This window comes from Streptomyces abyssomicinicus (genome assembly GCF_008974245.1).
Taxonomy (GTDB): Bacteria; Actinomycetota; Actinomycetes; order Streptomycetales; family Streptomycetaceae; genus Streptomyces; species Streptomyces abyssomicinicus.
In genome coordinates this window covers 1,308,654-1,333,176 of record NZ_BBZI01000005.1, presented here as the reverse complement: position 1 = coordinate 1,333,176, position 24,523 = coordinate 1,308,654, and the positions used below count along the sequence as shown (strand labels likewise).

Here is a 24,523-nt window from a genome sequence, read left to right as displayed (position 1 = left end):
GGCGGTGCGGACCGGCCGATTCGGGGAGAGCTGGGTCACAGGGGTGGTGCGGGCCGGCCCCCGGACGTGGTGCGATGGCGGGCATGGACGCCACGACGCTGCTGCGGGAGACGCTGACCCTGACGGAGGCGACCACGGGGCGGGTGATCCTCGGCATCGCCGGGGCGCCGGGCGCCGGGAAGTCCACGCTCGCTGAGTACCTGGTGGCGGCCGCCGGGGAGCGGCTGGGTCCGGGGAGCACGGCCTACGTGCCGATGGACGGTTTCCACCTCTCCAACGCCCAGCTCGCCCGGCTGGGCCTGACCGGCCGCAAGGGCTCCGAGCCGAGCTTCGACGGCTGGGGGTACGCCGCGCTGCTGCGGCGGATCCGCGAGCCGGGTGAGGGGCCGGTGTACGCCCCGGGTTACTCGCGGACCCTGCACGAGCCGGTGGCGGCGCTCCACGTGGTGGAGCCCTCCGTCCGGCTGGTCGTCACCGAGGGGAACTACCTCGCCGTCGCCCGGGGGCCGTGGCTCTCGGCGCGCGCCTGCCTGGACGCGCTCTGGTTCCTGGACGCACCGGACGCGGTGCGCGAGGAACGGCTGCACGGCCGGCACACGGCGACCGGTTCCGGTCCGGAGCTCGCCCGGTCCCGGGTGACGGACAACGACCGGCCCAACGGGCGGCTGGTGGCGGCCACCCGGGATGCCTGCGACCGGGTGATCACCGTCGAGGGGCCGCTGGAGCCCCTTCCGCGGTCCCGGCGGCCGTGACACCGGCCGCCGGGTCACGGCGGGGCTGCGGGAGCGGCGGCGACGTCCACCGGCGCCCGCCGCCGGGGCCGGGCCGTGGCTCAGAGCAGGTCCCGCCACTTGGGGCTGGTGGCGATCGCCCGGAGCTGTTCCATCGTCAGCGCGGGCGTCCCGCGCGTCGCGGCCGTGTGCTGGGCGCCGGAGTTGAAGGCGCTGACCACCACCCGCATGCCGTCGGGCCGGATGGTGTCGACGGTCCACATCACCACGCCCTGCCCGCCCTTCTCGCCGGGGCCCTGCCGCTGCACGACCTTCGTGCCGTCGGGGAGCGTCTCCACTCCGTCGCGGAAGAGCTGCCCTTCGACGTCGGACATGTCGGGCTGCACGTTGATCTGGACCATGCTCGCCCCGTGGCCGTCGTCGACGACCAGGTAGGCGTAGTCGGAAGCCTGACCACCCTGCTTCTTCACCTTGAGCCCGTCGGGGAGCAGCGAGACGAAGGTCTTGCGCAGCCCCTCGTCCAGCGCCTCGGGCGGCGTGCCCGCGTCCGCCGGCGGGGACGCGTCCGTCGACGGGGAAGCGTCCGGCCGGGGCTTCTTCCCCTCGGCGAGGACGTCGGCGAGCGGGCGCCAGACGGGGGCCGTGGCCAGTTTCTCCAACTCCTTGACGGACAGCGGGGGTTCCGGCCGGGTGACCGGGGCGTCCTTCTGTGCCTCGGCGTTCCACTCGCTCACCGAGATGTGCCCGCCCTCGGGGGTGACGAGTTCCGCGGCCCAGTACTTCGTCTCCGCCCGGCGGTCCGGGTACTCGTACCCCTGGAAGATCATGAGCATCGAGCCGTCGGCGAGTTCGGTGGTCCGGCACGCGTCGTGCGGGACGAAGGTCCTGTCCGGGCAGGTGGTGGTCTCGCGGGCCTGCGGGCTTCCCGGTTCCACGCGTTGCAGGCTGACGGCGACCGCCCCTCCTCCCTTGCCGTCGTCGTGGACGACCTGGGCGAACGGCAAGGGGGGTGTGTCGTCGGTGCCCCTCCCCTGCTCCTTGCTGATCCGCCCGTCGGGAAGCAGGGACTTGAGGGTGCGGATCATCTCCTCTGCGGTGATCCCGCCGGACCCGCCGGCGGCCGGTGAGGGTCCGTCGGCGGCCGGGGACGGGGCGTCCTGGCCCGCGGCCGGCGACGGGGCCGCCGAGGCGGCGGCCACGGACTGCCCGTCCGCCGCGCCTGTGCCTCCTCCGGGGAGCAGCAGGGCCCCGCCGACGCCGGCACAGGCCACCGCCGCCGCCCCCGCGAGGACGGCGGCCCGGCGGCGCAGCGCGAGGGCGCGGCCCCGGGTCTCACCGGCGGACGCGAGATCGCGGTGCGTCTCGAAGCCCGCCCCGGCGTCGTGCAGGGCCCGGGCGAACCGGTCCTCGAAGGGGTCGTGTTCCTTGGGGTCTTCAACGGGCATGACGAATCACCTGTCCGGGTCGTGGATGGGGACGTGCCGTGCGGATGTGCGGTGCGGGCGGCGTCGTGGGGTGCGGGTCGTGCGGTGCCGTGCCGTGCCGTGCGGGAGGGTCAGGCGGTGGCGTGCTCGAGCAGGTCCTCGCCGAGCAGCCCACGGAGCCGGCCGAGGGCCCGGACGCACCGGGTGCGCACCGCGGCCGTGCTGGTGTGCATCACCTCGGCCGTCTCCTGGATGCTCCGGTCCTCCCAGTAGCGCAGGACGAGCACGGCCCGGTCCTTGGCGGGCAGCCGTCCCAGGGCGTCGAGGAGGGTGAGCCGTGTGTCGGAGTCGACGCCTCGTGGGTCGGCGAGGTCGGGGAAGAGGTCGGTGGCGCGTTCCGCGCTCCTGCGGAGCCGACGGTGGGCGAGGAAGGTGCGGTGCAGGACGGTCTGGGCGTACGCGGCCGGGTTCCCGGCGCGGGAGACCCGTCCCCACTTCACGTACAGACGGCCCAGGGTCTCCTGGACCAGGTCTTCGGCGAGGTGGGTGTCACCGCCGGTGAGCAGGCACGCGGAGCGGAAGAGATGGCTCGCCCGTGCCGTCACGAACTCCGTGTAGTCACTCTTCGTCCGACCGTTCCGCATCCCCGCGCCCCGCCCTCTCTCGCACCGTCTCACCTCATTGATGCGGTGGGGTCCGGGAAATGTTTCATGCCGTCAGCACATTTTCGCGCGCCGGTGGTCGGCGGTGCCCAGGAGGCCCGCGGTGACGCCGGCCGTCGGCGCCGGCTCCGGCCGGCGGCGCTGTGCGGAGGCCCCGGGGGAGCCTGTGGCTCCGGCCCGTTCCCGGGCTGCCGGGCGGGTCGCCGGCGGCCCGGGGGGTTCCGGCCAGGTGGCCGGTCAGTCGAGCTTGGCGACGGACGTGCGGGCGGTGTCGCGGAAGGCGGCGACGGGGGCGTCCTTGAACCGGCCCATCTGTCCCCACTGGACCACGGTCACCGTGCGGCCGTCACGGCCCACGGAGAAGAGGTGGATGTCACGGGTGTACTCGGTGTCGACCTGGACCGCGTACAGCCGTGCGCCCTCCTCGACGTTGACGCGGCCGAGGCTGCGGCCGGTGGCGTCGACGTCCGGGTACTGCGCCTCGGTGCGCGCCGCGCACTGCTTGACGGTGCGGTGGAGCAGGTCCGCGAGGCGCTTGGCGGAGGCGGCGTCCTTCTCGACGACGGTGACCTGGCGGGCGGTGGCGTCCAGTTCGGTCCAGAACTCCCGGTGCCGGGAGGTCGCTCCGGGGAGCGCCTGGCCGTAGCAGAAGGGGAGCGGGTCGGGCGTCCCCGCCGTGACCTCGCCGGCGTACCAGTCGGAGGACGGGTGCGGCGGCAGGTCGGCGGGGGCGAGGAAGCCGGGCGTCGACGCGGCGTGGGCGGTGGTGGCCGTGGTGGCGGGAAGGATCAGGGCGATCGCCGTGGCGGTGACCACGGCTGCGGTGCTGCGGCGCATGCGGGTGCCTCTCTCTGCGAACCGTGTGTGCGGGTCCGGATGTCGCGGGTCCCGCGGCGCACCGGGCGGCCCTGATCGAGGTGCCGGCCGGTGGACGAAGTCCCCTTTCCCCCGGTACGACACCTGGCGGACGCCCTTGGTTGCGCCGCGACGGCGCGTTCACCCCCGCGAGTGCGGGGGGGTACGCGGCGTCTCGGAGGCGGGGCTCCTCGAGAACCCGCAGCGGCCACTGGGCGCTCGCCGGGGTTCGCCCTGGGAGACGTCCGGGCCCGCGTCGCCGGGGAACAGGCGTCCTGCGCCGCAGGTCCACGCGCGGTGAACTCCTCCACGGCGGTCCGCCAGTCGGCGTCGCCCCAGGGGGTGACGGCATCCGGCCGGTCGCCCCGGTCGGTCACGGTGTCGGTGTCCGTCTGTCGCATGCGGCCGTGCCGGCAGGCCGGCACCGTCGCCCACCAGCGGTTTCCGCTGCTCCCGGACGGCAGGCGGGAGGATCCCGGCCGGTCGGGGCGCCCCCGGGTGCGGGGGCCGTTCCCGCGGAGTGTTGGTGCCCGGATCCGGCGGCGGTCTGCGCCTACCCTGCATCGTTCGTATCGGATGGTCATCGGGCCCGTCTGGACGGCGGAACCGCAGGCAGGCGGCCCGGGCAGGAGCGTGGCGTATGAGGTGCGAGGTTCGGGCGATCACCCGCGAGGAGCATCTGGACTTCGTCCGGGAGCGGCCGTCGGTGAGCCATCTGCAGGTGCCGGCCTGGGGCGAGGTGAAGGAGGACTGGCGTCCGCACGGCCTGGGCTGGTTCGGCGCGGACGGGCGGCTGGTGGGGGCGGGACTGGCGCTGCTGCGGCCGATGCCGGGCCTCGGGCGTTCGCTGGCCTACCTTCCGGAGGGCCCGGTCGTCGACTGGGACGACTCCGAGCTCTCCGACGGGTGGCTGCGGCCGATGCTGGACCACCTGAAGGGGCTGGGCGCGTTCACCGTGCGGATGGGTCCGCCGGTGGTGGCCCGGCGCTGGAGCGCGGAACGGGTGAAGGAGGCGATCCAGGACCCGGCGGCGCACCGGCTGGCGGACGCGGAGCCCAGCGTGCGGGAGGAGCGGGCCGAGCCGGTCGCCGAACGGCTGCGGCAGGCCGGCTGGCGGCGGCCGAGCGAGGACGGCGCCGGCGGATTCACCCTCGGACAGCCCCGCTACGTCTTCCAACTACCATTGCGAGGGCGGACGTTGGAACAGATCCAGAACGGTTTCAACCAGCAGTGGCGGCGCAACGTCAAGAAGGCCGAGAAGGCAGGCGTCAAGGTCGTCGAAGGGGACGGCGAGGACCTGGGCGTCTTCCACGAGCTCTACCTGGAGACGGCCGGACGCGACGGTTTCGCGCCGCGGCCGCTGGGCTACTTCCGCCGGATGTGGGAGGCGCTGCGCGCGGAGGACCCCGGCCGGATGCGGCTCTACCTGGCCTCGCACGACGGCGAGACACTGGCCGCGGCCACCGTGCTGACGGTCGGGGAGCACGTCTGGTACTCCTACGGCGCCTCGACCTCGCGCCGCCGCGAGGTGCAGCCGAGCAACGCCCTGCAGTGGCGGATGATCTGCGACGCCCACGAGCGCGGCGCGGCCGTCTACGACCTGCGCGGCATCACCGACACCCTGGAGGACGGCGACCCGCTGCTCGGCCTGCTCCGGTTCAAGGTCGGCACCGGCGGCGAGGCGGTGGAGTACCTCGGCGAGTGGGAGTTCCCGCTCAACAAGGCGTTGCACAAGGCCTTCGGGATCTACCTGGCGGCCCGACGGTGATCGCCGGGTGAAGGTCCGGAGCATCAGCAGCTTTCCGCCACATCACACCTGGTCAACTTGATGTGACAAGTAGTCCATTGTCGGAAATCTGTGATCAACTTCTCCTCACAGTTCGGTCACCTGCAGGCAATCCGAGACACACAACGTCCCTATAGTGTCCCCGAGTTACCGCCCTGCCGCTGTGCCACGGCCTGCTGAGGAGTACACCGATGCCCCTGTCCCGAGTCCGCTCGGTCGCGTTCGTCTGTGCGCTGACGAGCGGGGCGCTCGCCGGCGTGACAGCCTTCGCGGTCCCGGCGGACGGCTCGGACGCGCTTGTGTGGACCGTGTCCGGCGGCGGCGTCCTGCTGACCTTCACCGCCGGGCTCGCCGCCTGGTTCCGGTCCCGCGAACTGCGCGCCGTCGAGCGGTACGCCGAACTCGAGGCGGACGCCGTCCGGTTCGCCGACACCACGCTCCCGGCCGCGATCGCCCGGGCCGCCCAGGGCGCCACCGCGGAGCGGGTGCTGGCCGAGTTCACGCCGACCGGCCGGCAGGCCGCCGTGGCTCCCGTCCGGCCCGAGCACGTCCGGGCGCTGCAGGAGGCGGTCCGCGCGCTGGGCCGCAGCGAGGCCCGCCGGGCCGCCGCCCTGGCCGCCTGCGCCAACGCGGCCGGGCGCATGCAGGCCATCTCCACCTCCACCCTCGCCGAGCTGCGGGAGATGGAGGAACGCCACAACGACGGCGACGTCCTGGCCGACCTGCTGCACGTCGACCACCGCACCGCGCAGGCCGGCCGGCTGGCCGACTCCATCGCAGTGCTCAGCGGCGCCCGATCGGGCCGTCGCTGGGCGCGTCCGATCACCATGGAGTCGGTGCTGCGCGGCGCGATGGGCCGGATAGCCGGCTACCGGCGGGTGCGGCTGCGCGCCGTGCCGCCGACCCTGGCGGTCGCCGGGCACGCGGCCGAGGGCGTGATGCACGTCCTGGCCGAACTCCTCGACAACGCCTGCAACTTCAGCCCGCCCAGCACCGAGGTGTTCACCTACGTCGGCGAGGTGCCGGCCGGTCTGCTGGTCACCGTCGAGGACAGCGGCCTCACCATGGGCGACTCGGCGCTGCGCCGGGCGGAGCAGGCGGTCTCCGGGGACACCCCGGACCTGTCCGCGCTCACCGGCACCCGACTGGGACTCGCGGTCGTCGGGCACCTGGCCCGCAAGCACGACCTCACGGTCTCCTTCCGGCCCTCCGCGACCGGCGGCACGGCGGTCCTGGTGCTGATACCCCGCCACCTGATCAGCCGCATCGAGGAGACGGCCACGGCTCCGGCCGCGTCGGCCACCGCCGCCACCCCGGCCGCCCCGGCGGCCGCCACCCCGGCCGCCGCCACCGCGACAGGCGCCGCCCCGGCGGCGGCCCAGGCCCCCGCGCCCGGGCCGGACACCGCTCGGCGACCGGCCACCGGGTCCATCCCCAGTCAGCGCACCCCCTCCGGCGCCGCGCCCCAGGGCCACGCCGACGCCCTCCCCCGGCGCCGGCCCGCGCAGCAGTCCGGACCCCCCGCCCCTTCCGCCCCCGCCCCGGGGAGCGGGGCCACGGCGGCCTCGACGCTTCCCAAGCGCCGCCGCGGACAGACCTTCGCCGCCGCGCACCCCGAAGGCCTGCCGGGCGCCTCCGCGTCCGCGGACGACAGCGCCCCCGCGCCCTTGTCGCTCCCCCGGCCGGCCCGCCACGGTGCGCGCTTCCACGCGTTCCGGACGGCCGTGACCGGCAAGGCCGGCCCCGAGAGCACGACCCCCCGCGCGTCCGACCCGGCGACAGCCGAGGACAAGGACTCCCCCGACTCCCCCGCGAGCGCCGACACCCGAGGAAGCGACAGATGAACCACGACCACAGCCGCATAGCAGAGCTCACCTGGCTCCTGGAGGGCCTGCTCGAACGCACCCCGGGAGCGCGCCACGCGCTGGTGCTCTCCCGGGACGGCCTGAAGCTGTGCCACTCCCCCGAGCTCACCGTCGACCAGGCGGACCAGCTGGCCGCCATATCGGCGGGCATCCAGTCCCTCGCCCAGGGCGCGTCCGCCGAGTTCGGCAGCGGCGACGGCGGCGTGCGGCAGTCGATGACTGAGTTCCACGGCGGCCTGCTGTTCATCGTCGAGGCCGGGGCGGGCGCCCACATCGCGGTGGTCGCCGAGGAGGACGCCGACCCCGGGCTGGTCGGGCACACCATGCAGGAGCTGATCGAGCAGCTCGGCGAGCACCTGAGCACGCCGCCCCGGGAGTCCTCCGACCCGGCCGTCCAGGTCGCCACGTCGTGAGCCGGCCGGGGCCCGACGACCGGCCGGACCGGCTGTACACCCTCACCTCGGGGCGCAGCCGGCCCTCCCGGGAGGACCTGGACCTGGTGACGCTGATCGTCGCCGAGAGCGGACCGGCGGCGGGGCTGTCGTCGGAACTCGCGACGATCCTGCGTCTGTGCGCCCACCCCACCTCGGTGGTCGAGATCTCCGCCGAGCTCGGCCTGCCCGTGTCCATCACGAAGATCCTCGTCTCGGACCTTCTGGACGCGGGCCGGGCCACCGCCCGTCATCCGCGGTACACCGCCTCCGGCCGCCCGGAGCTGGATCCCGCCACACTGGAGAAGGTGCTCGTTGGACTCCGCGCTCTCTGAAACCCGGCCCCTGCCCGACGGGCCGCGGGCTCCGCTCGGCGACCGCGCCAGCAACGGCCTGAAGATCGTCGTCGTGGGCGGCTTCGGGGTCGGCAAGACGACCCTGGTCCGTTCGGTCAGCGAGATCCGTCCGCTCAACACCGAGGAGACGATGACGCGGGCGGGCGTCCCGACCGACGACACGCGCCATGTGCCGGAGAAGACGGGGACGACGGTCGCCTTCGACTTCGGGCGGATCACCCTCGACGAGGAGACCGTCCTCTACCTGTTCGGCGCGCCCGGCCAGGAACGGTTCTGGTTCCTGTGGGACCGGCTGTTCGCCGGGACCATCGGCGCGGTGGTGCTGGTCGACGACCGGCGTCTGGACGACTCCTGGTACGCGATCGACCGGCTCGAGCACCACGGAACGCCGTTCATCGTCGCCCGCAACGACTTCGGGGGCCCGCCGCACTCCCTGGAGGAGATCCGGGACGCGCTCGACCTGGACCCGGCCATCCCCCTGATCGACTGCGACGCCCGCTCCCGGGAGTCCAGCAAGCGGGTGCTGCTCACCCTGGCGGAGCACCTGCAGACCCTCCACGGGGCCCGCGCCGCGGCCCCTGTCCGGTGAGGCCGAGATGAACACTTCTGCCCAGAGCTCCACGCAGGGCGGCGTCTGCCCCGTCGACCTGCTGGCGGACGAGCGCTTCCACACCGCGCCGCACGCCCAGTACCGGGACATGAGGGCCCGGTTCGGCCCGGTGGTGCCGGTGGTGTTCGCCGGCTTCCCGGCCTGGCTGGTGATCGGCTACCGGGAACTGCACCAGGTCACCAGCGACCCCGAGCTGTTCCCCCGGGACGCCGGCCTGTGGAACCAGTGGCCGAACGTGCCCGCGGACTGGCCGCTGCGGCCGATGCTGGGCGAACGCGTGCCGTGCGTGTACTTCACCGTCGGCGAGGAGCACCGCCGCCACACCCGCCTGGTGAACGCCGTGCTGGAGCAGACCGACGCCTTCGAACTCCGCCGCGAGGCCGAGGAACTGGCGGACCGGCTGATCGACGGTTTCTGCGGTCGCGGGAGCGCCGACCTGGTCGACGAGTTCGCGATGGCGCTGCCCATCCTGACCCTGGCCCGGCTGGCCGGTTTCCCGGACGAGGACGGGCCGAGGATCGCCGGGATCATCCAGCGGCTCTCCGACGCCGGGCCGGACGCCCAGAAGGCGAACGACGAGTTCGGTGAGAGCATGCGGGAGCTGCTGCACTCCAAGGTCGAGCGGCCCGGTCCGGACATCGCCTCGCGGATCCTCGCCCACGACAGCGCCGTGGACGCGCCGTTCACCGAGGAGGAGATGGTCTGGGACCTGCGGGCCATCGTGGCCGCCGGCTACCTGCAGACCACCGACTGGATCGGCAACTCGATCCGCCTGATGCTCACCGACGAGCGCTTCGCGACCGCGCTGGGCGGGGCACGCCACAGCATCGCCCAGGCCATGAACGAGGTGCTCTGGGAGGACACCCCCTCGCAGATGCTGCCCAACCGGTGGGCCGCCCGTGACACCACCCTGGGCGGTCGCGTCCTGCGGGCCGGCGACCTGATCCTGCTCGGGTACGGCGGGGCCAACCTGGACCCGCACGTGCGCCAGGACCTCACGGCCGGCCGGACCGTGGTCGCGGCGGGCAACAGCGCCCACCTGTCCTTCAGCCACGGCGAGTACCGGTGCCCCTTCCCGGCCCAGGAGATCGCCGAGATCATCGCGCGGACCGGGATCGAGGTGCTCCTCGACCGGCTGCCCGACCTGGAGCTGACGGTACCCGCCGAGTCCCTGGTACGCCGTCCCTCCCCGTTCATGCGGGGCTTCACGTCGCTGCCGGTGCGTTTCACCGCCGTACGGACTGTTGGAGACTACTGATGAAGTGCCCTTACACCGGCGCCACGAACGCCGGGCCGATCGTGATCGACCCGATGGTCCGGGACCTGGACGGCGAGACCGAGCGTCTGGTCGCTGCGGGACCGGTGGTCCCGATCGACCTGCTCGGCGTTCCCGCCTGGTCCGTGACCCGGCACGCCGTCGCGCGGGACCTGCTGCTCGACCCCCGTCTCGTCAAGGACCTGAACGAGTGGCGGCTCTGGCAGGAGGGGGTGGTCACCCGTGAATGGCCGCTGATCACGATGATCGACGCCGGCCGTTCGATGTTCACCGTGGACGGCCCCGACCACCGGCGGCTGCGCGCCAAGACGGCGCAGGCGCTGACGCCCAGACGCATCGAGGCGATACGCGACGACATCGTCGCCTTCACCGACAAGCTCCTCGACGCGGTGGAGGAGGCCGGCCGTGACGGCTCCGCCGTGGACCTGAAGGCGGTCTTCGCCCAGCCGCTGCCGATGCAGGTGGTGTGTCTGCTGCTGGACGTCCCCGCGGAGAGCCAGCCCTGGCTGGCCGACGGGTACAAGCGGTTCTTCTCGATGCTCACCCCGCACGAGGAGCGGCTGGAGATCCTGGACACCTTCGACCGGTGGTACCTCGAGCTCATCCGCGAGCGGAAGGCGAACCCGGGCGACGACCTGCTCAGCGCCCTGATCCACAGCGAGGAGGGCGGTGAGCCGCTCGCCGAGGACGAGGTGCTCGGCAACCTCAAGGCGCTGGTGGCCGCGGGTCACGAGACGACCATCGACCTCATCACCAGTGCGACCCGGGCGCTGCTGAACCACCCGGACCAGCTCGCCCTGGTGCTCGCGGGCAAGGTGTCGTGGGAGGCGGTGATCGAGGAGACCCTGCGCTGGGACCCGGCCAACAGCCACCTGCTGATGCGGTTCCCGACGGAGGACCTGACCATCGGCGACACGGTGGTCCCCAAGGGCGACGGGGTGGTCATGTCCTACCGTGCGATCAACCGCGACCAGGAGCAGCACGGGGCGGACGCCGACAGCTTCGACGTCACCCGTGAGACCCCGATCCGGCACATGGCGTTCGGGCACGGGCCGCACATCTGCCCCGGTGCGGCGCTCTCCCGACTGGAGGCGGCCATCGCCCTTCCGGCGCTGTTCGAGCGGTTCCCGCGGATGCGGACGGCCGTGCCGGACGAGGAGATCCGGAACCTTCCGGTGATGACGCAGAACGACCTGGTGGCGTTCCCGGTCTTCCTGGCCTGACCCTCCACCGGTCACCGGAGCCCCGGTCGGCTGCCGCGAGGCACCGCACCGGGGCTCCGGCGTGTCCGGGGCGGCGCGACCGGATCCGGCGGGTCCGGGGCCGGCGCGACCAGGCCGGCCGTGCCCGGACCCGGCGGGTCAGGGGGCGGGGCGGCGGGCGCCGCCCCGTGCGGTGGCCACGGCGGCGAAGCGGTGGGCGACGGTGCGCCAGACCTCGGCGGCGGCCGCCTCGTCGCGCCGGGCGCGGGCGAGCAGGTCCGCGTGGTCGAAGCCGTTGCGGGCGAGCCTGCCCGGGTTCCAGTGGACGAGGTGCTCGGCGGCGATCTCCGGGTGGAACTGCACGCCCCAGGCGGCGGGGCCGACCCGGAACGCCTGGTACGGGCAGGCCTGCGAGCGGGCCAGCCAATGCGCCTCGGGCGGCAGCGCGGTGACGGCGTCCACGTGGTGCTCGATGGCGGTGACCCGCTCGGGCAGACCGTGGAAGAGCGGGTCCTCGGCGGTGGCGCCGGCCAGCAGGGTGAGCGGGGTGCTGCCCGCCTCCGGCGCGCCGTGCCCCGCGCGGACCTCGCCGCCCGCCACCTGGGCAAGGAGTTGTCCGCCCAGACAGACGCCGAAGTAGGGCCGTCCGTCCTCCAGCGCCTGCCGGGTCAGCGCGCGGACGGCGGGAAGCCAGGGCGCGCGGACGTCGTCGTCCGGCATGAAGGGGCCGCCGAGGACCACCAGGGCGGCGTGGCCGCGGGCGGCCCGGGTGTCCGGGACCGCCGCGCCCGTGTGGGCCTCGACCACCTCGCAGCCGAGGCCCGCCTCGCCGAGCCAGTCCCCCCACCGGCGGGGGCCTCCCCCGGGGAAGTTCTGGATCACGAGGGCGGTGGGCGCGGTCATGGGTGTCCCTTCGACACGGCGGGCTCCGGCACGGCCGGCCTGCGGCGTGGTGATCCATACCCTTGACGGGCTCCGGTCAGTGCTGACGACACCGTCATCTGAGGACACCGTCGGCCGATGACATCGTCGGCCGAGGACACCGTCGGGTGCGCACGGCGGAGGTGGGGAGGGAACGCTGCGGGAACGCTTCTTCCCTTGCCCCGGCCCTGGCTGCCAGGATGGCGGGGCCATCGGCGCGGGGTGGCGAGCCCAAGGGGGATCGAACATGTCGGAGCCCGTCGAGGACGAGCGGCGCCGTGCGCGCCTGGTGGCGGCACTGGAGGACGCCGGGGTCGGCCCGGACCGGGTGGCCGGGTGCCGGAAGCTGGACGGCGGCACCTTCAGCGCCGTGTTCGGCGTGCGAACGGTGGACGGGGCCGGCCTGGTGGTGAAGCTCGCGCCCGGCCCCGACGACCCGGTGCTGCGCTACGAACGCGGCATTCTCGGCACGGAGGCCTGGTACCTGCGGACGGCCCGGGAGAGGACCTCCGTCCCGGTCGCGACGGTGCTGGCCGTGAGCGCGCGGGACGAGGGAGGGCCGGGCGACCACCTGGTGACGTCCGAGTGCCCCGGGGTGCCCTGGGACAGGCTCGCGCGGGACCTGGACGCCGGGGCCCGGGCCCAGGTCCGGGCGGAGCTCGGGGGGCACATGGCCCAGCTGCACGCCGTGACCGGCACGGAGGGGTTCGGGTATCCGGCGCTCCCGTTCGGCCCGCTGCGCCCGAGCTGGCGGGAGGCATTCCTGGAGATGGTGGACGCGGTGCTGGACGACGCCGGGCGCTTCGCGGTCCCCCTCCCCCGGCCGGCCGAGGAGATCCGGGTGGTGATCGCCGCCGAGAGTTCCGTGCTCGACGAGGTGACGGTGCCCCGCCTGGTGCACTGGGACCTGTGGGACGGCAACATCCTCGCCGAACGGCGGCCCGAAGGGCCGCGGATCACCGCGCTGATCGACGCGGAACGCGCCCTCTGGGGCGACCCCCTGGCGGAGTTCGTCTCGCTGGCCCTCACCCACGACATCACCGGGGACGACGCCTTCCTGAACGGCTACCGCGCCGCGGGCGGCTCGGTGGTCCTCGACGCGTCCGCCCTCAACCGGATCGCCCTCTACCGCGCCTACCTCTACCTGATCATGTGGGTGGAGGCTCGCCCCCGCCGCTTCGACGCGGCGACCCTCGACTGGCTGGGGCGTGAGGTGCTCACACCGCTCGCGGCGATGCTCGACGCCTGGCACCGGGGGGAGGGTCCGGTGACCCACTGGTGGTCTACGGGATGAGCACCAGGCGGATGGGGTTGCCCTTCTTGGACTCCAGGGCCTCCACCGCCTGAGCGGCGTCGGCGAGCGGCAGGGTGCCGCTGACGGAGCGCGAGAAGTCCAGCCGGCCCAGTTCGACCAGGCGCACCAGGTCCGCCACGTGCCGCGGCTCCGAGCCGTAGTGCCCCAGGATCCGCTTGCGCGCGTACTGGAACCGTCCGTCGTTCTCGACCGTCAGCGCCCCTCCGCTGATGCCCACCAGCACCAGCCGGCCGCCCGTCCCCAGGGCCCGCAGCGCCTGGTCCCGCACGGGCGCGACGCCCGCGAAGTCGATGGCCGCGTCCAGCCCCGCCCCCTTGGTGACGGCGGCGATCCTGGTGTCGAAGTCCGGGTCCGCGGGGTCCAGTGCGAGGTCCGCGCCGAACTCCAGGGCCCGTTCGCGGGCCGCCTCCACCGGGTCGACGGCGACGATCGGCGCCGCCCCGGCAAAGCGCAGCAGCTGCACGCCGTGCGCGCCGAGGCCGCCGATGCCCCAGACGCCGACCGCCTCGCCCGCCGAGACCTGCCCGGTCCACTCGACGGCGGCCCAGGGGGTGGACACGGCGTCCGGGATGATGGCGGCCTGCTCGAACGGCAGGCTGTCGGGGATGGGCAGCAGGACCTCGGCGGGGGCGACCACGTACTCCGCCCAGCCGCCGTCGTAGTCGACGCCCATGGTCCACACCACCTCGCCGACGCGCTTGCCGGCACCGACGATCACCCGGGTGCCGGGTTCCGCACCGGTGACGCCTTCGCCGGGCACGTCGACCTCGCCGGCCACCTCGTGCCCGAGCGTGACCTCGTCCCCCTGGAGCAGCATCGGGCGGAGCAGGCCCTCGATCAGGTGGACGTCGGAGAGGCAGACGCCCGCGGCGCGGACCCGCACCCTCACCTCGCCCGGTCCCGGATCGGGGAGCGGCACCTCCCTGACGTCGAACGTCCGGGTGGCGAAGTTCATCCGGCCCGCCAGCATGGTGCGGCTCATGAGGTGCGTCCTTTCCCGCTGCTGTCGTCGGTCTGGTCTCCTCCGACGGACTCACGTGTACCCGTTCCGGCAGCGGCTCGTGCCGTCCCGGCACACGGCGGGCGCCGAACGGGTGTCGGCCGCGGAGATCCACTCGCCGCCGCCCAGCACCTCGGCGGTACGGCGGGGCCCGGTTCCGGGCGGCCGTTCCACCTGCCCCCGGCGCGGCACGTCCGCCCGCTGCTCCCGGCCCCGCACGGCTCTCAGTCCCGCACGGCTCCCGGTCCCGCGCGGCTCTCAGTCCCGCACGCAGTGCAGATAGAGGTGCGGCTCCGGCTCGGCGTCGGGGTGGGCGGGGGTGAAGAGGGCGGACTTCTCCTCCACGACGGTGAGGCCCGCCCGCCGGGCCAGGTCCACGAACCCGGCCGCCGCGAAGCTGCTCACCCTGACCGGGTGCCCCATGAAGGCGTGCGGGACGTCGTCCGCGTCCACCGGCACCGTGGCCAGCACTGCGGCGCCGTCCGGCCGCAGGGCGCGGGTGAGGCGCCGCACCAGGCCGGCCTGTTCGCCGCGGGTCATCTGCAGCAGCGAGAAGTACACCGTGACGGCGTCGAACGACGCGTCCTCCAGGGGCGTTTCCCGGGCGTCGGCGAGCCGGAACCGGGCCTTGGGCACCTGCCGGGACGCCAGGTCGACCATCACGGGGGAGACGTCCACCCCCAGCACGTCGTGACCGGCCCCGGCGAGGACCTCGGCGGTGGGCCTGCCGGTGCCGCTGCCCACATCGAGGACGCGGCTGCCGGGCCGCAGCCGGTCCAGCAGCCACCGGAGCGAGGCGTGGTGTGCCTCGGAGCCGGCGAACGCCTTCTCGTAGTCGGCCCCCAGGGCGTCGAAGACCGCTTCGGGGCGGGGGCGGCCGGTGCGGCCGTCGGCGTCGGTCATGGCGGCATCGTCGCACCGGGCGCCGAGGAGGACAATGGCGCCGTGCCTACCTTGCTGATCGTGCATCACACACCCTCGCCGAGCTGCCAGGCGATGTTCGAAGCGGTCCTCTCCGGGGCGACCGACCCGGAGATCGAGGACGTGAAGGTCGTCCGGCGGGCGGCGCTGGCCGCGACCGCCTCGGACGTGCTGGAGGCCGACGGCTATCTGCTCGGCACCCCGGCCAACCTCGGCTACATGTCGGGGGCCCTCAAGCACTTCTTCGACCAGGTCTACTACCCCTGTCTCGACGCCACCCGCGGCCGCCCGTTCGGCTACTACCTGCACGGCAACAACGACGTGACGGGCGCCGCGCGCGCCATCGAGTCGATCACCACCGGGCTGGGGTGGAAACGCGCCGCCGAGCCGGTGACCGTCACCGGCGACCCGGGCAAGGCGGGTACCCGGGCGTGCTGGGAGCTGGGCGCGACGGTCGCGGCCGGGCTGACGGACTGAGCCCGGCCGACGGACCGGGGCCGACCGACGGACCGGGGCCGACCGACGGACCGGGGCCGACCGACGGACCGGGCCCGCCCCCGGTCAACGGGCTCTCCCCCGGTCACCAGGCCCGCCCCCGGTCACCGGGCTGCCCGGTCTCCCGTACCGCGCGCCCGGTTCAGCACTTCTCGTCGGTGCGGACCACGCCGAACTGGTACACCTCACGGCCGTTCGTCCCGCTGAGCTGGTGGACCGTGCAGAGCTTCCACTCCACCGGGTTCTCCACCGGCCGGTCCGCCCCGCCGACGTCGGTGAGCCGGACGTCCACGTCCGATCCGAGCTGCTCCATGGCGCGCTGGGCGTTGCCGCCCTCGAAGTCGGCGGTCCGGTCGGCCAGGGTGCTCAGCACCTCGGGGGTGGCCGCCGCCGGGGAGCCGGAGGCTGCCGGGGCGTCGGCCTCGCCGACGGACGGGGCCGCGCACGCCGTGGCCCCCAGGAGCGTGAGGACGAGTGCGGCGGCCGATCGGGGGACGGTGGTGCGGGTGACTGTGGGTCGCATGATGCCTCTCGGACAGCGGCCGGGCCGGCCGGACGTCGTTCGGTGTCCCTCTCGCCGGTCCGATGATCCGCCCGGCCGGTCGGGGAGATCGAACTCTACGCCCGCCCGGTCGCCCTCCCCCGGGCAGGGGCGCCGAGCTGATCAGCTCAACTGGCGCACGGACATCAGCAGGTGACGGTGGGTCACCTGAGCCCCGGCGTCCTCCCCGCTCTCCGGGACTCCGCCCAGCAGGGCGCGCTGCCCGGGGCCCAGCAGCTCGAACCGGATCCGCCGCGCGGTGAAGGACTGGAGGGCGTCCAGCAGGTACTGGGGGTTGAAGGCGACGGAGACGTCCCCGCCGCCGGCGAGGGTGGCCGCCATCCGTTGCGAGGCCACGTCGTCCTCGTAGCCGGCCTGCAGCAGCACGCCGCCGTCCGCCGAGAAGTCCATGCGTATCGGGCTGTTGGGTTCGGCCACCACGCCCACCCGGCGCACCGCCTCGGTCAGCGGCTCGCGCTCCACCTCGGCCACGGCGGGGCCGTCCAGGGAGAAGAGCTTGTCGTAGCGGGGCAGCCGCCCGTCCAGCAGCCGCAGCGCGCTGCGCATGCCGGTGGTCTCGAAGGAGACCAGGCCGTTGCCGCCGTGCGGGTCGAGGCCCACCCGCAGCAGCCCGGAGCGGGCCACGGCACGCGCCAGATCGGTCAGCCGGCGCCCGGGGAGCACGATCTCCAGGGTCTCCACGGCGGCGTCCGGCTCGGGCTTCCAGGGCAGGGAGCGCACGGCGTAGCGGTAGCGGTCGGAGGCGGAGAGGGTCAGCGTCTCCCCCTCCGTGCGGAGCTGGACCCCGGTGAGCACGGGCAGGGTGTCGTCCCGCCCCGCGGCGACCACCACCTGGCCGAGCGCGGCCGCGAACTCCGCCGCGTCGACCTGGCCCCGGACCGCGGGAAGGGCGGGGAGCGCCGGATACTCCTCAAGGGGCAGGGTGGACAGGCCGAAGCGGGTGCCGCCGCCGTCCACGGTGAAGCGGGAGCCCTCCAGCGCGCAGCCGACCCTGCCCTCGGGCAGCACCTTGCAGATGTCCGCCAGGCGGCGCCCCAGGACCAGCACGCGGCCGTCGACGGCCGTGTCGGCGGGGGTGTCGATCTCGGCGAAGGCCTCGTGGTCGAAGCCGGAGATCCTGAGCCGGCCGGCCCGGGCGTCCAGCAGCAGGCCGCCCAGGACAGGCACCGTGGAGCGCGCGGGCAGGGAGCGCGCCGCCCGCGCCACGGCTTCCGCCAGCGCGCTCCGCTCGATCGTGAACTCCATCGCGCCCATCCTCCGTCGGTCGTCGTTACGCACTGGCGTCCACGCTAGGGGGCACCACTGACAACGCCGCCCGGCGCGGGCGGGCGGACCCGGCGGTCGGCGGCCCGACGGTCGGCGGCTCGCCGGTCCGTGGCCGGGCGCGAGGCGGGACCGCGGTGCCCGACTAGCCCATCGTCGCCGCGACTTCGTCCTCCAGCCAGGTGCGCCCCCGCGTCCTGGGGGTGATGCGGGTGCCGTCGAGGAGGGCGGTGAGCCGGTCGGCCTCGGCCCGCACCGCGGCGCGGGCCCCGGCTCCGACGTCCTCGAGGAACCGGTGGACGACCCTGCCGCGCTCGTCGGTGGTCCAGCCGCCGACGACACGGCCGTTCCACCAGACGGAGGGGCCGATGTTGCCCGCCCGGTCGAACAGTTTCGGGCCGTGCGGGCCGAGGAACCACTCGCGCCGCTGCCAGCCCATGGGGGTGGGGTCCAGCGCGGGGAGCAGCGCCGCCCAGGGCTCCGGCTCGGGCACGTCGTCCTGGTCGTCGGCGAGCAGCAGCCCCGGCGTGCCGTCGAGGTCGGCCTCCACCAGGTCCAGGCCGGCCAGGGCCTGCCGGGTGCGGGTGCGGGTCCAGCCCGTCCACCACTGCAGGTCCTCCGCGGGGGCGGGGCCGAACGACCGCAGCCACAGCCGGGCCAGTTCCGTCGCGGCCTCGGCGTCGGGGAGGTCGGCCAGTCCTTGCGGGCACCACCGTTCCAGCGGCGACCACCGGTACTGGTGGGAGGTCCAGGACCCGCGGGGCCGTCCGCGCACGGCCCGCCCGTCGGCGGCCAGCAGGAGCAGCAGCCGTGCGGCGACACTCGGCCGCGCCTCGTTCCGGCTGCCGCGGCCGATCACCACCCGCTCGGCCAGGCGCGGGTCGTCCGCGGCCAGTTCGGCCGCCGTGGCCTCGCCGCGGGCCTCCAGCGAGGCGAGCGCGGCCGCCTCGGCCCCGGCGAGCCAGTGCTCGGCGCCGGGTCCCGTGCCGTCGCCGAGACCCGACTCGGCGAGCATCGTGACCAGCTTCCGCCGTTCCCTGGCCGCGACGTCCCGGGAGCAGGCGGCCTGGAGGACGGCGGCCCGGTCCAGGGTGGTGACGAAGACCGTGCGCCGCATGGCCAGCAGCCGGATCAGCGTCCGGTCGTCGTAGAGGGCCCGTTCGACCTCGGCGACGCCGCAGCCGGTGGTCCGCGCCCAGCAGGAGAGGTGGACCGACGACGGGTCGGTGCCGTGCAGCGCCACCACGGACCGGGCGGCCTCGGCCGGGTCCGCGGCCCGGTCCCCGGGTGTCAGGAGGTGCCGTCGCCCCAGCCGGGCCCGCCGCTGCTCCACCGTGATCGTCCGCATGTCGCCCTTCCGCCTCGGGGAGCTCTGCCCGGCATCCGTGTGGTGCGAGGTCCGCGCCGGGCGGCGAGGGCAAAGGGAAAGGCAAGGAGAGCGGTCTCCTTGCCATGCTCAACGTATAGCGCACCCGGGGGCTTGCCGCAAGGCCCGGGTGAGGCCGCAGAATCCGGTGATTCGATCGACAACCGCCGTGCGGGGCGCGGCGGTTCCGGAGGTGTCGCAGTGACCGGACAGTACGTGCTGGATCTACGGGCCGTCGACGCGGCGCAGGTGCCCGTCGTCGGTGGCAAGGGCGCGCACCTGGGCGCGCTGACACGGATCGAGGGCGTCCGTGTGCCGGACGGCTTCTGCGTCACGACGGACGTCTTCCGGCGGGTCATGGCGCGGGAGCCGTCGATCGGCGAGCGGATCGCCCGGCTGTCACGGGTGGACCCGGCGGACCGGGACGCGGTCAGGGCCCTCGCCGAGGAGATCCGCGGGAGCATCGAGAGGGTCGCGGTCCCGGACGACGTCGCGGCGGAGATCACCCGCGCGCTCGTCCGGTACGGGGACCGGGCCGCCTACGCCGTCCGGTCCAGCGCGACGGCGGAGGACCTGCCGACGGCGTCCTTCGCCGGCCAGCAGGACACGTACCTGAACGTCGTGGGGCCGGCGGCGGTCCTGCGGCACGTCGTCCGCTGCTGGGCCTCGCTGTTCACCGAGCGGGCCGTGACCTACCGTCGGCGCAACGGCGTCGACGACCGCGCGGTCCACATGGCGGTGGTCGTGCAGCGGATGGTCGTCCCGCGTGCGTCCGGCGTCCTGTTCACGGCCGACCCCGTCACGGGGAACCGGAGGACCGCCGTCGTGGACGCGGGGTTCGGCCTCGGTGAGGCCCTGGTCTCCGGTCTGGTGAACCCGGACGTCTTCACGGTCCGCGACGGCGAGGTCGTCGCCAGGACGGTCAACGCCAAGCGCCGTGCCGTGCACGCCCTGCCGGGGGGCGGCACGCGGGAGGCCGGGATCGATCCCGGGCGGCAGGAGGAGCCGGCCCTGACGGACGCGCAGGCGGTGCGCCTGGTGGCACTCGGACGGCGCGTCGAGGCGTACTTCGGCCGCCCCCAGGACATCGAATGGTGCCTGGCCGACGACGGCTTCCACATCGTGCAGAGCCGGCCGGTCACCACACTGTTCCCCGTCCCCGAGGCCGGTGACCGGGAGAACCGCGTCTACGTCTCGGTCGGTCACGGGCAGATGATGACCGACCCGATGAGGGCGCTGGGGCACTCCATGTGGCGGATGACGGCCATGGTGCCGATGACGGAGGCCGGCGGAAGGCTGTTCGTCGACGTCACCCGGCGGCTGGCCTCTCCGGCGGGCCGCGCCGCCCTGCTGGAGGCCATGGGGACCGGTGACCCCCTGATCAGGGACGCCCTGGAGACCGTCCTCGAGCGGGACGACTTCGTGCCGTCGCTCCCGGACGCGCCGCCCGCGGGACCGCCGGCCGGCGCACCGCCCGTGCCGCCCGCTCCGATCGCGACCGATCCGGCGGTGGTGGCCGAGCTGATCGGTCGCAGCGAGGCGTCCCGCGCGGCTCTGGAGCGCGACCTCCGGACGAAGAGCGGGCCCGCCCTGTTCGACTTCCTGCTGGAGGCGTTCGAGGAGCACAAGCGGGTCCTCGGTGACCCGCTGAGCCATCAGGCGCTCATGGCGGGGATGGACGCCACGCGGTGGCTCAACGACACGCTGCGGGAGTGGCTGGGCGAGAAGAACGTGGCCGACACCCTGACCCTGTCGGCCCCCGACAACATCACCTCGGAGATGGGTCTGGCGCTGCTCGACGTCGCGGACATGGTCCGCCCGCACCCGGAGGTGGTGTCCTTCCTGCGGGGCGTGGGGGACGAGGACTTCCTGGACGAGCTGGCGAAGCTCCCGGGCGGTACCGCGGCGCGCGACGCCCTGGACGCCTACCTCGACCGGTTCGGCATGCGCTGCGCCGGCGAGATCGACATCACCAGGCCGCGGTGGCGCGAGCGACCCGCCACGCTGGTGCCCGCGCTGCTCGACAACGTCCGGAACTTCGCTCCCGGCGCCGCCGGGCGGCGCTTCGAGGAAGGGCGGCTGAGGGCCCTGCACAAGGAGCAGGAGGTCCTCGCGCGCCTGCGGCGCCTGCCGGACGGTGACCGCAGGGCCGAGGAGACGAAGCGGATGATCGACCGGGTCAGGACCTTCATCGGGTACCGGGAGTATCCCAAGTACGACATCGTCAGCCGCTACTTCCTCTACAAGCGGGCCCTGATGGCGGAGGCCGGGCGGCTGGTGCGGGCCGGCGTGCTGCCCGAACGGGAGGACGTCTTCCACCTCACGTTCCAGGAGTTCCACGACGCCGTGCGCACCCACCGGGTGGACGAGGAGCTGGTGCGGCGGCGCAAGGAGGCGTTCCGGTCGTACCACGCGCTCACCCCGCCTCGGGTGCTGACCTCGGACGGCGAGGCGGTCACCGGGGCCTACCGGCGCGACGACGTCCCGGCCGGCGCCCTGGTCGGCCTGCCGGTGTCCACCGGGACCGTCGAGGGGCGGGCGCGTGTCGTCCTCGACATGGCGGACGCCGATCTCGCCGCGGGCGACATCCTGGTCACGGCCTTCACCGACCCCAGCTGGTCGCCGCTGTTCGTCGGGATCGCGGGTCTCGTGACGGAGGTGGGGGGCCTGATGACCCACGGCGCGGTGATCGCCCGCGAGTACGGGCTGCCGGCCGTGGTCGCCGTGGAGCGGGCCACCCGGCTGATCAGGGACGGGCAGCGCATCCGCGTGCACGGAACCGAGGGGTACGTCGAGATCCTGCCGTGAGGCGGGCCCGGGACGGGCGGACGACAGGTTGCCGACAGCAGTGTCGAGAAAGCGTCTATGATGCTGACACTGCTGTCGTCAAATTTCGGCAAAGTGCCGCTGTGCCCTGCCGTGGCCCAGTGCTGCCCTTGGCCTCCTGCTCCGTGGAGATTCCTGTGTTCCTCGCCCTACGCGACCTGCGCTTCGCCCGCGGTCGTTTCCTCCTGATGGGGGCCGTGGTCGCGCTGATCGCCGTGCTCGGCGTCCTGCTGTCCGGACTGGCCTCCGGACTGGCCGACGCCGGCATCTCCGGTCTGCGCGCCCTGCCCGTGTCCCACCTGGCCTTCGACGCGAAGGCGACCAGCGAGCAGTTCTCCCGTTCGTCCGTGGAGTCCGAGGACTGGGCGGCATGGTCCGAGGTCCCCGGGGTGGAGCGGGCGGAGCCGTTCGGCAACACCCTCGTCAACGCCCAGGTGACCGCGGGCGCGGAGGAGGGCGAGCAGGTCAACCTGGCGGTGTTCGGCATGGCGCCGGACTCCTCCATGGCGCCGAGGCCCACCGAGGGGAGATCCTTGGCGGACGGCGGGGGGGCATCGTCATCACCCGGGAGATCGCCGACCTGGGCGTCCGGGTCGGGGACGTGCTGACCGCGGACCGGAGCGAGGTGCGCCTGGAGGTCGTCGGCCTGGTCGACGAGCCCGTGTCCTACGGCCACATCGGCGTGGTGTACGCGGACCTCGGCACCTGGCGCCACCTGCACTACGGCCTGCCCGGGGAACTTCCCGAGGCCGCGGGCGAGCAGGCCACCGCCGTGGCGCTGACCCTGGAGCCGGACGCCGACGTGACCGCGGTGCAGAAGGCGACCGGCACGCGCGCCGACACCAAGGAGACGGCCTTCGACGCCTCACCCGGCTACGCGGCGGAGTCGAGCACCATGGCGTTGATCAAGGGCTTCCTGTACGCCATCTCGGCGCTCGTCATCGGTGCGTTCTTCACCGTGTGGACCGTGCAGCGCAAGGCCGAGATCGCCCTGCTGAAGGCGCTCGGCGCGCCCACGCGGTACATCCTGCGCGACGCCCTCGCCCAGGTCGTCGTGGTCCTGGTGACCGCCACGGCGGCGGGCACGGCCGTCGGACTGGCCCTGGGAAGCGCGATGACCGGCAAGGCGCCGTTCTCCCTCTCCGCCTCCGCCGTCGCCACCTCCGCCGGGCTCCTGATCGGCCTCGGAGCCGCGGGCGCCGCCGTCGCTGTACGCCGCATCACCGCCGTCGACCCTCTGATCGCCCTGGGAGCCACCCGATGACCGTCCCCGCCCCCGACGCCACCGCTGCTCCGGACGCCACGGCCGCCGGCCTGCGCCTGCTCGACGTCACGCTGGTCCACGGCGACGGCGACACGGCCGTCACCGCCCTCGACCACGTGACCCTGTGGGTCGCCCCCGGGGAGTTCGCCGCCGTCGTCGGCCCCTCCGGCTCGGGCAAGTCCAGTCTCCTCGCCGTCGCCGGCGGTCTGCAGAGGCCCTCGTCCGGGACCGTCGCCGTGGCCGGCGCCGAGCTGACGGCCCTCCCGGACAAACGGCGCACCGAGGCACGCCGCCGGCACATCGGCTTCGTCTTCCAGCAGTCGAACCTGCTGAGTTCGCTGACCGTGCGGGAACAACTGCTGCTGCCGCTGCACATCGACGGGCGGCTCGACGCGGCGGCCCGTGCACGGGCGGACGAGCTCATCGAGGCGGTCGGCCTCTCGCACCGCGCCGGCTCCCGGCCGCACCAGCTCTCCGGGGGCGAGCGTCAGCGCGCGGGCCTGGCGCGCGCGCTGACGACCTCCCCCGCGGTGCTCCTGGTCGACGAACCCACCTCGGCGCTGGACCGGGCCCGTTCGGCCGAGGCCGTGCGGCTGATCGCCGAACAGACCCGCGAGCACGGGACGGCGACGGTCATGGTCACCCACGACCTGGCGATAATGGACCATGCCGACCGGGTGTACGAGATGGTCGACGGCCGCCTGTCCTGACCGGGGCGGCGGGCCGTCTCGCGAGATCCGGACCGTTCACCATCCCGGAGTCCGCCCGCATGCCCAAGATCAACGCCGCCACCGTCGCCGAGCACCGCGCCCGCCAGCGCGAGGCGCTGATCCAGGCAGCCATCGACATCCTGGTGAGCGAGGGCGCCGCCGCCGTGACCCCCGCGGCGGTCGGCGCCCGCGCGGGCCTGGCCCGCTCCAGCGTGTACCAGTACTTCGACTCGTCGGCGGCCCTCCTGGCGACCATCGTCGAGGAGGCCTTCCGCCGGTCCGACGAGGCCCTCGCCCGTGCGATGGCGGACGCGACCGGTCCGGTGGAACGCGTGGAGGCCTACTTCAGGGAAAGTCTGCGACTGGGCGCGGAGGGCGCCCACCGGCCCGCCGCCGCGCTCATGGGCGCGGAGCTCCATCCCGCCTGCCAGGAACGGCTGATGGAGCTCCACCTGCGGCAGGTCGCCCCCTTCCGGGCCGCCGTGGCGGAGATCGGCGTGCCCGACCCCGAACTCACCGCGGACATGATCGCGGGCATGCTGCACTCCGCACTGTCCTCCGTCGAGCACGGCGCTCCTCTCGAGGCCGTGACGAGACGTGCCCTCGAGCTGGTGCACCGGTGCCTGGCCGCGGAGGGCTGACGGGACGAGATCCCCGGAACCCCCCGATCCGGCACCGGCCC

The 24,523-nt window shown here is 74.2% G+C and carries 24 protein-coding genes; 15 read left to right on the top strand and 9 right to left on the bottom strand.

Annotated elements, in window-relative coordinates; all coding sequences use genetic code 11:
* Nucleotides 1-83: 83 nt before the first annotated feature.
* Nucleotides 84-752 (top strand): nucleoside/nucleotide kinase family protein, encoded by a 669-nt coding sequence (locus GBN72_RS05515; RefSeq protein WP_151770445.1) that lies wholly within the window; start codon nt 84-86, stop codon nt 750-752.
* An 80-nt stretch (nt 753-832) separates the two neighbouring features.
* Here GBN72_RS05515 and GBN72_RS05510 read toward each other — a convergent pair whose 3' ends face one another.
* The 3 genes from GBN72_RS05510 to GBN72_RS05500 form a co-directional block, all read right to left on the bottom strand.
* Nucleotides 833-2,176, bottom strand: coding sequence for a hypothetical protein (locus GBN72_RS05510; protein ID WP_151770444.1), 1,344 nt, complete (start codon nt 2,174-2,176; stop codon nt 833-835).
* Nucleotides 2,177-2,286: 110 nt separating this feature from the next.
* Nucleotides 2,287-2,799, bottom strand: coding sequence for a SigE family RNA polymerase sigma factor (locus GBN72_RS05505; protein WP_151770443.1), 513 nt, complete (start codon nt 2,797-2,799; stop codon nt 2,287-2,289).
* Between the two features lie 255 nt (nt 2,800-3,054).
* Entirely contained in the window at nt 3,055-3,654 is a 600-nt protein-coding gene (locus GBN72_RS05500; protein ID WP_151770442.1) for a hypothetical protein, read from the bottom strand.
* A gap of 658 nt (nt 3,655-4,312) precedes the next feature.
* Here GBN72_RS05500 and GBN72_RS05495 point away from each other — a divergent pair.
* The 7 genes from GBN72_RS05495 (at nt 4,313) to GBN72_RS05465 (ending at nt 11,219) form a co-directional block, all read left to right on the top strand.
* Nucleotides 4,313-5,440, top strand: coding sequence for a lipid II:glycine glycyltransferase FemX (locus tag GBN72_RS05495; protein WP_151770441.1), 1,128 nt, complete (start codon nt 4,313-4,315; stop codon nt 5,438-5,440).
* A gap of 209 nt (nt 5,441-5,649) precedes the next feature.
* Complete coding sequence (locus GBN72_RS05490; protein ID WP_151770440.1) at nt 5,650-7,302, top strand: sensor histidine kinase; 1,653 nt, start codon at nt 5,650-5,652, stop codon at nt 7,300-7,302.
* Nucleotides 7,299-7,736 carry a roadblock/LC7 domain-containing protein gene (locus GBN72_RS05485; RefSeq protein ID WP_151770439.1) on the top strand — a complete coding sequence of 146 codons (438 nt, stop codon included), beginning with the start codon at nt 7,299-7,301 and terminating at the stop codon, nt 7,734-7,736. The genes GBN72_RS05490 and GBN72_RS05485 overlap by 4 nt, the downstream gene beginning before the upstream one ends.
* On the top strand, nt 7,733-8,089 hold the full coding sequence (locus GBN72_RS05480) for a DUF742 domain-containing protein (RefSeq protein ID WP_151770438.1): 357 nt from the start codon (nt 7,733-7,735) through the stop codon (nt 8,087-8,089). The genes GBN72_RS05485 and GBN72_RS05480 overlap by 4 nt, the downstream gene beginning before the upstream one ends.
* Nucleotides 8,070-8,699 carry a GTP-binding protein gene (locus GBN72_RS05475; RefSeq protein WP_151770437.1) on the top strand — a complete coding sequence of 210 codons (630 nt, stop codon included), beginning with the start codon at nt 8,070-8,072 and terminating at the stop codon, nt 8,697-8,699. The genes GBN72_RS05480 and GBN72_RS05475 overlap by 20 nt, the downstream gene beginning before the upstream one ends.
* Nucleotides 8,700-8,706: 7 nt before the next feature.
* Nucleotides 8,707-9,978, top strand: a complete 1,272-nt coding sequence (locus GBN72_RS05470; protein WP_151770436.1) for a cytochrome P450 — start codon at nt 8,707-8,709, stop codon at nt 9,976-9,978.
* The gene (locus tag GBN72_RS05465; protein WP_151770435.1) at nt 9,978-11,219 is read left to right on the top strand and encodes a cytochrome P450 family protein; all 1,242 of its coding nucleotides are present in this window, start codon (nt 9,978-9,980) and stop codon (nt 11,217-11,219) included. The genes GBN72_RS05470 and GBN72_RS05465 overlap by 1 nt, the downstream gene beginning before the upstream one ends.
* 138 nt (nt 11,220-11,357) lie before the next feature.
* Here the strand turns inward: GBN72_RS05465 and GBN72_RS05460 are convergent, their stop codons facing one another.
* A complete protein-coding gene (locus GBN72_RS05460) occupies nt 11,358-12,101 on the bottom strand; it encodes a type 1 glutamine amidotransferase (RefSeq protein ID WP_151770434.1) in 744 nt (247 codons plus the stop codon).
* Between the two features lie 265 nt (nt 12,102-12,366).
* On the opposite strand from GBN72_RS05460, the gene GBN72_RS05455 reads away from it, so the two are divergent.
* Nucleotides 12,367-13,413 (top strand): phosphotransferase family protein, encoded by a 1,047-nt coding sequence (locus GBN72_RS05455; protein WP_151770433.1) that lies wholly within the window; start codon nt 12,367-12,369, stop codon nt 13,411-13,413.
* Here GBN72_RS05455 and GBN72_RS05450 read toward each other — a convergent pair.
* Nucleotides 13,403-14,416: a zinc-binding dehydrogenase gene (locus GBN72_RS05450; RefSeq protein WP_151770432.1), complete on the bottom strand. Its 1,014-nt coding sequence runs from the start codon at nt 14,414-14,416 to the stop codon at nt 13,403-13,405. The two genes, GBN72_RS05455 and GBN72_RS05450, sit on opposite strands and share 11 nt — an antisense overlap.
* Nucleotides 14,417-14,692: 276 nt before the next feature.
* Nucleotides 14,693-15,337, bottom strand: a complete 645-nt coding sequence (locus GBN72_RS05445; RefSeq protein ID WP_151770431.1) for a class I SAM-dependent methyltransferase — start codon at nt 15,335-15,337, stop codon at nt 14,693-14,695.
* Between the two features lie 42 nt (nt 15,338-15,379).
* Here GBN72_RS05445 and GBN72_RS05440 point away from each other — a divergent pair, with 42 nt between their 5' ends.
* The gene (locus GBN72_RS05440; protein WP_151770430.1) at nt 15,380-15,832 is read left to right on the top strand and encodes a flavodoxin family protein; all 453 of its coding nucleotides are present in this window, start codon (nt 15,380-15,382) and stop codon (nt 15,830-15,832) included.
* 160 nt (nt 15,833-15,992) lie between these two features.
* Here the strand turns inward: GBN72_RS05440 and GBN72_RS05435 are convergent, their stop codons facing one another.
* The 3 genes from GBN72_RS05435 to GBN72_RS05425 form a co-directional block, all read right to left on the bottom strand.
* The gene (locus GBN72_RS05435; protein ID WP_151770429.1) at nt 15,993-16,373 is read right to left on the bottom strand and encodes a hypothetical protein; all 381 of its coding nucleotides are present in this window, start codon (nt 16,371-16,373) and stop codon (nt 15,993-15,995) included.
* A gap of 141 nt (nt 16,374-16,514) precedes the next feature.
* Nucleotides 16,515-17,657: a DNA polymerase III subunit beta gene (gene dnaN, locus GBN72_RS05430; protein WP_151770428.1), complete on the bottom strand. Its 1,143-nt coding sequence runs from the start codon at nt 17,655-17,657 to the stop codon at nt 16,515-16,517.
* 163 nt (nt 17,658-17,820) lie between these two features.
* Nucleotides 17,821-19,023, bottom strand: coding sequence for a winged helix DNA-binding domain-containing protein (locus GBN72_RS05425; protein ID WP_174887068.1), 1,203 nt, complete (start codon nt 19,021-19,023; stop codon nt 17,821-17,823).
* Nucleotides 19,024-19,242: 219 nt separating this feature from the next.
* Between GBN72_RS05425 and rph the strand changes: the two genes are divergently transcribed.
* The 5 genes from rph to GBN72_RS05405 all read left to right on the top strand — a co-directional run bounded on the left by rph (nt 19,243) and on the right by GBN72_RS05405 (nt 24,482).
* Entirely contained in the window at nt 19,243-21,849 is a 2,607-nt protein-coding gene (gene rph / locus GBN72_RS05420; protein WP_151770427.1) for a rifamycin-inactivating phosphotransferase, read from the top strand.
* Between the two features lie 143 nt (nt 21,850-21,992).
* Entirely contained in the window at nt 21,993-22,475 is a 483-nt protein-coding gene (locus GBN72_RS35070) for a hypothetical protein (RefSeq protein WP_246212265.1), read from the top strand.
* On the top strand, nt 22,469-23,131 hold the full coding sequence (locus tag GBN72_RS35065; RefSeq protein WP_246212264.1) for an ABC transporter permease: 663 nt from the start codon (nt 22,469-22,471) through the stop codon (nt 23,129-23,131). Before GBN72_RS35070 ends, GBN72_RS35065 begins: the two co-directional genes overlap by 7 nt.
* The gene (locus GBN72_RS05410) at nt 23,128-23,841 is read left to right on the top strand and encodes an ABC transporter ATP-binding protein (RefSeq protein WP_151770426.1); all 714 of its coding nucleotides are present in this window, start codon (nt 23,128-23,130) and stop codon (nt 23,839-23,841) included. The genes GBN72_RS35065 and GBN72_RS05410 overlap by 4 nt, the downstream gene beginning before the upstream one ends.
* Nucleotides 23,842-23,900: 59 nt before the next feature.
* Nucleotides 23,901-24,482 carry a TetR/AcrR family transcriptional regulator gene (locus GBN72_RS05405; protein ID WP_151770425.1) on the top strand — a complete coding sequence of 194 codons (582 nt, stop codon included), beginning with the start codon at nt 23,901-23,903 and terminating at the stop codon, nt 24,480-24,482.
* Nucleotides 24,483-24,523: the final 41 nt, after the last annotated feature.